The sequence below is a fragment of the Brevibacterium salitolerans genome, from assembly GCF_039531405.1.
In the GTDB taxonomy this organism is placed as follows: Bacteria; Actinomycetota; Actinomycetes; order Actinomycetales; family Brevibacteriaceae; genus Brevibacterium; species Brevibacterium salitolerans.
Genome location: NZ_BAAAPZ010000002.1, coordinates 43,226 through 52,790, shown reverse-complemented (window position 1 = coordinate 52,790; position 9,565 = coordinate 43,226). Strand labels below are relative to the sequence as shown.

Sequence of the window (9,565 nt, the reverse complement as noted above, 5' to 3'; positions counted from 1 at the left end):
GGTCCGGCCGTCGTCTGCGCCTGAGCGTTCAGGCAGGCGTCTTGTCCTTGGTGAGCAGTCCCCACACGAACGAGAACACGATCGCGCCGATGACCGCGATGAGGAAGGATCCCCACGACCAGGGCTCACTGAAGACCGCACCGATGCCCTTGCCGCCGAACAGCCCGAACAGCAGCCCGCCGACGAAGGCGCCGATGAGTCCGAGGATGATCGTGCTGATCCACCCGCCTCCCTGCTTGCCGGGGAGGACGAGCTTGGCCAGCGCTCCTGCCAGCAGTCCGACGACGATCCAGCCGATGACGACCATGATGCTGCTCCTTTCTCGATGCCCTGGCGACTGCCGGGCGATGAGCGGACCAGTCCTCGATGACGAGGAAGGCCTGCTTCCAGGGTAGACCTGCTGCGAGGAACTCGGCACCCCTCCTGCGAAAGAACCCCAGGTGACCAAGATGCCTTGTCCCATGACACTCACACTACGACGCACCCTCGCTGGTGTGAAGCCCTGTGAGCGGCGAGCGCCACGTGGTCGGAACCGCAGTCCGGACTAGTCCTCGTGCGGCTCCACGTCGTCGAGGGGCAGGCGCTCGCGGACCGGGGCCTCCTCCGGGGTGCGCGCCGGCAGCCTCCTGCTGCCGGTGCGGCCCGCGAGCGTGACGCTGCGCCGGGGACGGCGCCTCCCGTGCGGCACCGCGTCCACATAGGGATCCCGCATGACCGGCACCTCCGTGCGGGGCTGCGGCCGGGTGACGGCGTCCGCGGGGTCCGCATACTCGTAGCGGTCGGAGGAGCCCCTGCGCATCCGCCGGATGAACTCCTCCGGCGGCAGCACCCGGCGCCATTCCCGGGTGCGCATGGCCGGCAGCTCTCCGGCGTCCTCCCGGAGCGCGCGCCGGAGCGCATACATCTGGAAGAACGCGATGACGAAGAACGGCAGGCCGATGAGGATGCTGATGGACTGCAGCGCCTCCAGTCCGCCCTCCCCGGAGAACACGAGCAGCGTGGCGGTGATGAGACCCACCGCCAGCGCCCAGAAGAGGCGCTGTCCCAGCGGGTTGAAGTCCTCGTGCCCGTTGGCCATCGTGTCGATGACGAGCGCGGCGGAGTCCAGGGACGTGATGAAGAAGACGATGACCACGGCGATGGCGATGACGGAGACCAGCCACGCACCCGGATAGTGCGAGAGCAGCTCGAACAGCGCCCCGGGGATGTCCCCGTCGTCCACCACGCGCTCGACGAGACCGCCGGACCCGTTGAGTTCGATGTCCATGGACGCCCAGCCGAAGATCCCGAACCACACCACGGAGAACAGGGACGGCACCGCGAGCACGCCGATGACGAACTGGCGGATGGTCCGCCCGCGGGAGATGCGGGCGATGAAGATGCCGACGAACGGCGACCAGGTGATGGTCCAGGCCCAGTAGAAGACCGTCCAGGTGTTCTGCCATCCGGTGTCGCCCAGGGTGTCGTTCCAGAACGCGAGCTCCGGCAGGCTGAAGATGTACGTGCCGAACGACTCGATGGTCCCCTTGAGGGCGTAGAGCGTGGCGCCGCCGGCCACGAGGACGAAGAGGAGCAGCCCCACGGCGGCGACGATGTTGATGTTCGACAGCACCTTGATGCCGCGCTCCAGCCCGAGGCCCACGGAGATCATGGCGATGAGGGTGACGACCCCGATGATGATGAGCTGCCAGCCGGCGTTCTCCGGGATCCCGAACAGCTGTGAGAGGCCGCCGTTGATCTGCAGCACGCCCAGACCGATCGACACCGCCACGCCGAACACGGTCCCGATGATCGCGACGACGTCGATGAGCTTGCCGACGGGACCGTGGATCCGCTTGCCCAGGAGGGGCTGGAAGATCGAGGAGACCCGTGGTGGGAGGTTGCGCTTGTGGATGAAGTAGGCGAAGCACAGCGCGGGCAGCGTGAAGATCGCCCAGGTGTGGAAGGTGAAGTGGTACATGGCGAAGTTCAGCGCGTCCACGGCGGCGGCTCCGCTCTCCGGCTCGATGCCCAGCGACGCACCGCGGGGCGGCGCCCCGAAGTGGCTCACCGGTTCCGCCACACCCCAGAACATGAGGATGGAGCCGATCCCGGCCGCGAACAGCATGGCGAACCAGGTCACGTTCGAGTGTTCCGGCGCCTCGTCGTCCGGCCCCAGCTTCACCCGGCCGAACCGGCTCGCGGCCATGTAGATGAGGAAGAGGAGGAACAGCGTCACGCCCAGGATGTAGAACCATCCGAGGTTCACCATGAGCCACTGCGAGGCGGCACCGGTGGCCGCGGAGAGCGGTTCCGTGAAGAGGATCGTGGCGACGACGAAGAGCAGGATGACTCCCGCCGCCGCGAAGAAGAGCGCAGGGGTGGTCCTCAGGCGCAGCAGGTCGTGCATGCGGTTCAACATGGAAACCAAACTTGCACATCACAGTCCGGAGAACAACTGTCCTTGCGTTTCGGGAAGATCGCCCGGGAATGGTTGAGCAGGAATGGAGAAGCGCATCCGCATCGCGGCTCCTATGCTGGAGTCCACAGTGCCGGACGGAACCCGGCCGCACGCCGCATCCCGGCTGCGGACCGGAAGCTGGGAGGACAGGACATGGCGACGAGGACGAATGCCGCGGCGGAGCGGGTGACCGGCAGCGCGCAGGTGAGCGGGCTGGGTGAGCGGCTCCTCATCCGCCTGCCGGACGAGGCCAGCCGGGCGCTGCCCTCACGCGGGCAGGTGGCGGTGCACGCGGAGCTGAACGGCCACGTCTTCGACGCCGTGCTGGAGCCGGACGGGAGGAAGGGCCACTGGCTCCCGGTGGATGCTCAGCTGCAGGCCGCCGCCTCGTTGCGGGAGGGCACCGCCGTCGAGTTCACGTTCACGCGCCGCGGGGACTGGCCCGAGCCCGAGGTCCCCGCGGACCTGGAGGAGGCTCTCGCCTCCGCGCCCGAGGCCCGGGCTGCCTGGCAGGACATCACGCCGATGGCCCGCTGGGAATGGGTCCGCTGGGTGGGCGCGACGAAGAACGCGCAGACGCGGGCGCGCCGCGTGGAGGTGACGATCTCCAAGCTGGAGGACGGCAAGCGCCGGCCCTGCTGCTTCGACCTCGCCTCCTGCACGGATCCGGAGGTGGCGAGGAGCGGGAAGCTCATCGAGCTCGGCTGAGTGCTCCCCGCAGTCGGGACAGCACGCGCCCGAGGCCGCCGTGCGTGCCGCCGACACCGGTCGCAGGGACGGCGCCGTCCGCCGTCGCCCAGCGGGCGCGCGTGGTCTCCGTGGGACCGTCGAGCTCCGTGAAGCCGGCGTCCGTGACGCTCACGGGCCGCCGTGCGGAGGCCCAGACCCGCGGATCCGCCTTCTCCACACGGACGCGGAAGCCGGCCTCGCGCCAGCGGCACCGCACGTCCTCCGGCATCTGCTCGTAGGCCAGCTGCGCCGCATGGCCGCACTGCGCGGCCGCTTTGCCGGAGGTGAGCCGGTGGTGCGGGGTCAGCTCGATGACCACCACGGCCTCGGCGGCCGGCACCGTGGACTCACCCTCGTCCGGGAACTCCGTCCCGCCCACCTGCAGCTTCTTCAGCTCCGCGGGCAGCGGCTGCACCGGGCCCGGCGGCAGTGCGAGCGCCTCGGCGACGCCCCACTCCCCCGGCCCCGGATGAGCCGCACCCACGCTGCCCAGGGCGCGGGCGTCCTCGAACTTCCTGCCGTCCCCGCGGCGCACCACCTTGCGGATCGCACCCTCGCGCCAGTGCCGCACCGCCTCGTGCCAGTCCCCTCCGGGCTGTGACCGGGGGTCGTCGAGGAGCCGGACCACGGCCTCGGCGGCGGCCTCCAGCACGTCCACCTCACGGGCGATGTGCGTCTTGGAGCGGCGGACCACCAGCGGCAGCGCCCAGGGCACCTCGTGGTCGAGCGCATGCCGGCGGAGCTCACGGGGGTGGGCGGTCTGCGCGGCCGCGGACTGCGACGCGGCGGCCTGCGGGTCTGCAGGCGACTGCTCGGCGGGACGGCCCTCAGGACCGGGCACGGCCTCGCTCACGGCCGCGCCGCCAGATGCTCGCGCACCTGACGCTGGATCCGCGCGAGCATCCCGGACATCCCGTTGAGCCGCAGCGGGCTCACCGCCTTCGTCAGCGAGAGGCGGAGGGGGAAGTCCGCGGGCACGGAGAGGATCTCCGCGGCGGTGTGGCCGTCGAGCCCTTCTGCGAGGATCCCGGCGAAGCCGCGGGTGGTGGGCGCCTCCGCGGGCGCGGAGAAGAACAGCCTCACGGGAGCCTCGGCGGAGGCAGTCCCCTCAGCCGCGCCGTCGTCCAGCTCAGTGAGCACGAAGATGGGCGACTGACACTCCGGCACGGGCTCCAGCAGCTCCGGGTGCTCAGCCAGGCGCGGCGGGAGAGCGGGGAGCTCGTCGGAGAACTCGAGGAGCAGCTGGAGGCGCTCCCCCTCCGGCATGGCGGCGAAGTCGTCGGCGATCTCCTGCAGGGAGGCCGGCAGCGGGAGGTCAGCGGAAGCTGCAGCGGTGGGGGCGCTCATCGGGCCGGCGCCTCCCCGGGCTCCTCACCGGTGGCGATGGGCACGCGCACGGCATTGCCCCATTCGGTCCACGAGCCGTCGTAGTTCTTCACGCTGTCGAACCCCAGCAGGTGCTCGAGGACGAACCACGTGTGCGAGGAGCGCTCGCCGATCCGGCAGTACGCGATGATCTCGCCCTCCGGCTGCAGACCCAGCTCGTCGAGGTAGATCCGCCGCAGCTCCTCGGCGCTGCGGAACGTGCCGTCCTCGTTGGCCGCGGTGGCCCACGGAACCGAGCGCGCGGTGGGGATGTGGCCCCCGCGCAGCGCACCCTCCTCCGGGTAGGCGGGCATGTGCGTGCGCTCGCCCGTGTACTCCTGCGGGCTGCGCACGTCGATGAGCGGGATCTCGCCGATCGCCTCGCGGACCTCTGGCAGGTAGGCACGGATGCGCGAGTCGTCACGCTCGACGACGGGGTAGTCCGAGGGTTCGGGGGCCGGCTTGGTGCGGGTGAGCTCACGGCCCTCCGCCTCCCATTTCTGCCGCCCTCCGTCCATGAGGCGCACGTCCTCGTGGCCGAACAGCGTGAAGACCCACAGCGCGTAGGCCGCCCACCAGTTGGACTTGTCGCCGTAGACGACGATCGTGTCCGTGCGGGCGATCCCCTTGGCACGCATGAGGCGGGCGAAGCCCTCGCCGTCCACGTAGTCACGGGTGACGGGATCGTTGAGCTCCGTGTGCCAGTCGACCTTCACGGCTCCGGGGATGTGGCCGGACTCGTAGAGGAGCACGTCCTCGTCGCTCTCGACGAGGACGAGGCCGGGCTCCGTGGGTCCGTCCGCACCGAGACGGTCCGCCACCCACTGCGTGCTCACCAGCCGATCCTGCTTCGCATAGCCGGCGAACTTGGGATCGCCGGTGTCCGGGGCGATCTGCGGTGCGGTGTCAGTCATGGTTCCTCCGGGTCGTGCGGACTTCACGGACGCGGCGCGTCCACTCACTCAACCCTACGCAGGCCCGCGCGTATTCCGCGGCGAGGTCCGTCACAGTCACACGTCGTCACAGTGTCCGGACGTCGCGGTCACGGGCCGGTGGGGCCTGCGCGACGGGAGCCTCCGCCACCGGGGCCTCCGCCACCGGGGCCTGCGCGACGGGAACCTCGGCCACCGGCGCCTGCGCGACCGGGGCCTCCGCCACCGGAACCTCGGCCGCGCAGGCTCACAGCCCCAGGCTCCGGCGGTGCGCATTGATGAGCACGTCCACCGCCGGGCCCGCGTACACCCGCGATCCGTCGGGGAGGATGCGGGGCCAGTGCTCCCGGACCCGTGTTCCGTTCACCATCGCGAACCGCGCGCCGGTGACGGTGCTGGTGATCCGGCGCCCGTCGCGCAGGACCACCACCGCACTGCCGAGGTGCAGTCCGGACTGCGCGGCCTCGATCCGCGCCACGTCCGCCCAGCGGGCGCGCACCGTCCTGAAGCCCTCGACGACTTCCAGCCCCGCCGTCGTGACGAGCAGGTACCGGCGCCAGCTCCAGATGAGGAGGACGAACAGGCAGAGGTAGAAGAGCACGAGGAGAACGGCCATGACCAGCAGCAGAGGAGGAGCTGAGAAGCCCTCGGCGAGGTGGAACCACAGCAGCATCCCGAAGCCCGCGAACACCGCACCCGCGCACAGGGAGTACAGCACTGCGACGATCACGATGAGCACGCGGGTCAGCGGCAGCGCACAGACGAGCTCGCCCGGCCCGATCTCCTGTTCAAGGGCACGCAGCCGGCGGCGGATCCACCCGGCCTGCGGTGCCGGCCCCGCCGTTCCGGGAGCGTTCGGCTGTCTCCCTGAGCTCGGCTGGGCGACGGCACCCGGCTTCCCTCCGGTACCCGGCTGTCCTTCAGCGTCGGGCCGCCCTGCGACACTCACACGCTTCCCTCAGCCCTCTGCCGTGAGGAAGGCACGGAGCAGGCCGGCGAACTCCTCCGGCTTCTCCGAGTGGACCCAGTGGCCGGAGCCCTTGACCATGACCTTGCGCTCGCGCGGGAAGAGGGCGCGCATCGCCGGCTCCGCCTCCGGCGTGACGTAGGGCGAACGCGTCCCGCCCACCCAGAGCACCGGCCCGGAGAACGTCCGTCCTTCCATGTCCGGGAAGGACGCCACCGCGGGCAGCTCGGCCCGCAGGAGGGCGAGGTTGGGCTGCCAGCGGAAGGCGGCCTCGGGCGCGGGAGCGCCGGAAGCGTCCCCGGCCGAGGCGCCTGTCTCACCCCGCCGGACCGGCCGGAGGTTCTGGAGCAGGAAGCCGCGCGTCACCGGGTTGGGGATGGGCTCCTGCAGGAGCGCGTCCGCATCCGCACGGGTCCGCAGCGCCGTGAGGTCCACGCCGGCCAGAGCGCCGAGCAGGTGGGGGAACTCCTCCGAATCCGGGGACTGCGTGGGAGAGATGTCCACGACGACGAGACGGCGCACGAGGTCCGGGTGGAGCAGGGCGAGCACCATGACGGTCTTGCCGCCCATCGAGTGCCCGATGACGTCCACCGGCCCGTCCGCGGCGAATCCTTCCCGCAGCGTGCGGGCGAGCGCATGCGCCATGTCGACGTAGGAGAACCGCTCCGTCCACGGTGATTCGCCGTGGTTGGGCAGGTCCACGAGCAGGCTGGTGTGCGTGTCCGCGATGGCCTTCGCCGCGGTGGTGAAGTTCTTGCCCCGGCCGAAGAGACCGTGGACGAAGACCGCCCGCCCCGGTCCGCCCTGGACGGTCTGGGTGTGGAGGAGCGGGGTCTCGGGAGCGGCCGGAGCACCTGCCCGGTTCGCCGCGGTCACGTTCTCAGCAGTCACTCCCCCAGGCTATAGGGCCGGCAGCCTCCCCGTCCCACCCCCACAGCGAGGTTACGTCTGCGTAGCGGCCGTGCAGGGCGGCCGCTACGCAGACGTAACTTCACGGAGAAACGCGACTTCGTGGGTGAGCGCGGCTTCGTGGAGGAACGCGGGGAGGGGTGCCGCGGCTCAGCGGATGGCTTCCGCGAGCGGGGTCTCCCCGTCGTAGAAGTTCACCGTCTGCCTGCTGGCCGCGCCCGTCTCCAGCACGTGCGCGATGGCCGCGGCGACATTGTCCCGGCTGGTGACGGCGGTCTCAGGAGTGAGCTCCACACCTGGCACCGCACCGGTCCGATCCGCGAGCATCACCTTCTCCGTGGCCTCCTCGAGCGTGAGGCGGCCGGGGCCCAGGATCGTGAAGTCCAGCTCCGTCTCCCGCAGCCGGGCGTCCGCATCGTGCTTGGCCTTCGCATAGGGGTAGAAGGAGTCCTCCGGGTCCAGCCGGTCCACGTCCACCGCGGCGCGCGCGTAGGAGACCATGACGAAGCGAGTGGCTCCTGCCTTCTCCGCGGCCTCGAAGGTCCGCAGCGCACCCTCGTAGTCCACCGCTCTCGTCCGTGCGGGATTGCCGCCGCCGGCACCCGCGGAGAACACGACGGCGTCCGCACCGGCGAACACCTTCGCGAGGTCCTCCACGCCGGCTTCCTCGAGGCTGAGGACCACGGGCTCCGCTCCCACAGCGTGGAGATCCGCCGCATGGTCCTGATTCCGGATGAGCGAGGTCACGCTCCACCCGGCGCGCCGCAGCCGCGGCACCGCCAGCAGTGCGATCTTGCCGTGTCCGCCCACGATCACCGCGCGCCTGTCCGTGCTCTTCTCGGCCATGCCCATGCCTCCTGTGCAGTCGGGTTCCAGGTCCTCTCCCCTCAACACGGCTGATCGCGCAGTATTCCGCGACGGACGTTCTGCGGCGGACGGAATACCGCGGGACGAGCCGGACGGCAGGCCCCGGAGATGCGCGCCGAGGACCGCCTCGCGCCCGAGCCCGGCAGGATCCCCCTCGCAGCGCGCCCGGCAGCCTCCTCAGCCGCGGAGCACGGCGGCGACCCACCCCTCGTCCGGCATGTCGCCGGCGCGGACGCCGCGGACGCGTCCGCCGGTCCGCAGCACCTGGGCGGCCACCTCGTCCACCACGCGGTACGCCTCCGGACCCGGCTCATCCACGAGGGTGACCACGCCGTATTCGTCGATCGTGCCCTCCTGCGCGGCCTCGATGTCGAACAGGAGCTCCGCCACACGTCCCTCCGCGGCCGCCCTGGCCACGTCCGAGAGCTGCGAGCTGGCCCTGCCCGCGGCGCGCTGATTGCCGAAGTGCTCCACCCAGTCCGCGATGCGCTGGGTGTAGTGCCTGTCGAGGATCTGCCGGGCGCGGACCTCCAGATCCTCGTCTGTGAGCGAGGCCGGATTCGCCGTGATGGACTCCTCCAGCAGCCGCGGATGGGTGTTCACGTCCCGGTAGGCGGGGTCGAGGTCGTTCGCAGCGGCCAGCAGCAGCGGCGCGTCCGCATCCCTGATCGCTGCGAGCACCGCCTTCTGCACCAGGCTCGCGTACCGCTTCTGCTCCGGTTTGGGGCCCAGTGTGCCGTCCGCCCGCTGCCGGTCGAACTTTCCCTCCTGCGGGGCGCGGGTGAGCGCGTCCGAGGCGTCCTCCGGCAGATCCGCGAGCTCCACGCGGCGACAGCTCGCGGAGGAGTCGAGGTGCAGGAGGCGCACGTTCCCCTCCGTGAGGGCCAGGACGTACCCGGTGTGGTCGAAGGTGACGGCGCGGACCATCGGACCCACGTCGAAGCGGTCGCCGGTGAAGTGCCCGGAGGCGAGCTCATTCATGAGCCGGAAGGCGCGCAGCCCCTCCGGAGAGACGAAGACCGCGATGCTGCGGGCGCCGGTGCCCCAGAAGTCGCGGTCCTGTTCGAGATCCTTGACGTGAGCGCTGAGCTTCTCGCGGTCCTCCTTGGGCAGACCGCCTGTCTCGAGCTCCGCGATCGCCGCGCCCGCCGCCGTGCGCAGCGCCAGATGGGCGGCCTCCGTGGCGTGGGCGACGGCGCGCGAGCCCCATTCCGCTGCACTGAGGTAGAGGGTCACACTCGCGGGGTCGCGGTGCTGTGTGAGTTCGGCCAGGTCCTGTCGGGTGGGGATGTCGATACTCATGACGCCATCGTAGCGACGCAGGTCACAGGAGGGAATGGGGTCAGGGGAACGCTA

At 70.8% G+C, this 9,565-nt stretch carries 11 protein-coding genes; 1 reads left to right on the top strand and 10 read right to left on the bottom strand.

The window, feature by feature from the left end; translation table 11 throughout:
- Positions 1 to 28: 28 nt before the first annotated feature.
- Positions 29 to 307: a GlsB/YeaQ/YmgE family stress response membrane protein gene (locus ABD240_RS01175; RefSeq protein WP_291792564.1), complete on the bottom strand. Its 279-nt coding sequence runs from the start codon at positions 305 to 307 to the stop codon at positions 29 to 31.
- Between the two features lie 237 nt (positions 308 to 544).
- Positions 545 to 2,401 carry a BCCT family transporter gene (locus ABD240_RS01170; RefSeq protein ID WP_344334497.1) on the bottom strand — a complete coding sequence of 619 codons (1,857 nt, stop codon included), beginning with the start codon at positions 2,399 to 2,401 and terminating at the stop codon, positions 545 to 547.
- 192 nt (positions 2,402 to 2,593) lie between these two features.
- Here ABD240_RS01170 and ABD240_RS01165 point away from each other — a divergent pair, with 192 nt between their 5' ends.
- The gene (locus ABD240_RS01165; RefSeq protein ID WP_291792557.1) at positions 2,594 to 3,148 is read left to right on the top strand and encodes a YdeI/OmpD-associated family protein; all 555 of its coding nucleotides are present in this window, start codon (positions 2,594 to 2,596) and stop codon (positions 3,146 to 3,148) included.
- Here ABD240_RS01165 and ABD240_RS01160 read toward each other — a convergent pair.
- The 8 genes from ABD240_RS01160 to ABD240_RS01125 form a co-directional block, all read right to left on the bottom strand.
- The gene (locus ABD240_RS01160; protein ID WP_291792554.1) at positions 3,132 to 4,022 is read right to left on the bottom strand and encodes an aminoacyl-tRNA hydrolase; all 891 of its coding nucleotides are present in this window, start codon (positions 4,020 to 4,022) and stop codon (positions 3,132 to 3,134) included. The two genes, ABD240_RS01165 and ABD240_RS01160, sit on opposite strands and share 17 nt — an antisense overlap.
- The gene (locus ABD240_RS01155) at positions 4,019 to 4,516 is read right to left on the bottom strand and encodes a SufE family protein (protein ID WP_291792551.1); all 498 of its coding nucleotides are present in this window, start codon (positions 4,514 to 4,516) and stop codon (positions 4,019 to 4,021) included. The genes ABD240_RS01160 and ABD240_RS01155 overlap by 4 nt, the downstream gene beginning before the upstream one ends.
- Positions 4,513 to 5,448, bottom strand: a complete 936-nt coding sequence (locus ABD240_RS01150; protein ID WP_291792548.1) for a sulfurtransferase — start codon at positions 5,446 to 5,448, stop codon at positions 4,513 to 4,515. Before ABD240_RS01150 ends, ABD240_RS01155 begins: the two co-directional genes overlap by 4 nt.
- Before the next feature lie 106 nt (positions 5,449 to 5,554).
- Positions 5,555 to 5,692, bottom strand: coding sequence for a hypothetical protein (locus ABD240_RS01145; RefSeq protein ID WP_344334495.1), 138 nt, complete (start codon positions 5,690 to 5,692; stop codon positions 5,555 to 5,557).
- A gap of 21 nt (positions 5,693 to 5,713) precedes the next feature.
- Positions 5,714 to 6,415, bottom strand: coding sequence for a PH domain-containing protein (locus ABD240_RS01140; protein ID WP_344334493.1), 702 nt, complete (start codon positions 6,413 to 6,415; stop codon positions 5,714 to 5,716).
- A gap of 9 nt (positions 6,416 to 6,424) precedes the next feature.
- Positions 6,425 to 7,324, bottom strand: a complete 900-nt coding sequence (locus ABD240_RS01135; protein WP_344334491.1) for an alpha/beta fold hydrolase — start codon at positions 7,322 to 7,324, stop codon at positions 6,425 to 6,427.
- 168 nt (positions 7,325 to 7,492) lie between these two features.
- Positions 7,493 to 8,188: an SDR family oxidoreductase gene (locus ABD240_RS01130; RefSeq protein ID WP_291792539.1), complete on the bottom strand. Its 696-nt coding sequence runs from the start codon at positions 8,186 to 8,188 to the stop codon at positions 7,493 to 7,495.
- A gap of 198 nt (positions 8,189 to 8,386) precedes the next feature.
- Positions 8,387 to 9,511: a baeRF11 domain-containing protein gene (locus ABD240_RS01125; RefSeq protein ID WP_291792536.1), complete on the bottom strand. Its 1,125-nt coding sequence runs from the start codon at positions 9,509 to 9,511 to the stop codon at positions 8,387 to 8,389.
- Positions 9,512 to 9,565 lie beyond the last annotated feature (54 nt).

Excerpts from the sequence above, each read along its gene's own strand:
- ABD240_RS01155 (WP_291792551.1), bottom strand. The coding sequence starts at position 4,516 with ATGAGCGCCCCCACCGCTGCAGCTTCCGCTGACCTCCCGCTGCCGGCC.
- ABD240_RS01150 (WP_291792548.1), bottom strand. The coding sequence starts at position 5,448 with ATGACTGACACCGCACCGCAGATCGCCCCGGACACCGGCGATCCCAAG.
- ABD240_RS01125 (WP_291792536.1), bottom strand. The coding sequence starts at position 9,511 with ATGAGTATCGACATCCCCACCCGACAGGACCTGGCCGAACTCACACAG.
- ABD240_RS01165 (WP_291792557.1), top strand. The coding sequence starts at position 2,594 with ATGGCGACGAGGACGAATGCCGCGGCGGAGCGGGTGACCGGCAGCGCG.
- ABD240_RS01130 (WP_291792539.1), bottom strand. The coding sequence starts at position 8,188 with ATGGCCGAGAAGAGCACGGACAGGCGCGCGGTGATCGTGGGCGGACAC.
- ABD240_RS01170 (WP_344334497.1), bottom strand. The coding sequence starts at position 2,401 with ATGTTGAACCGCATGCACGACCTGCTGCGCCTGAGGACCACCCCTGCG.
- ABD240_RS01175 (WP_291792564.1), bottom strand. The coding sequence starts at position 307 with ATGGTCGTCATCGGCTGGATCGTCGTCGGACTGCTGGCAGGAGCGCTG.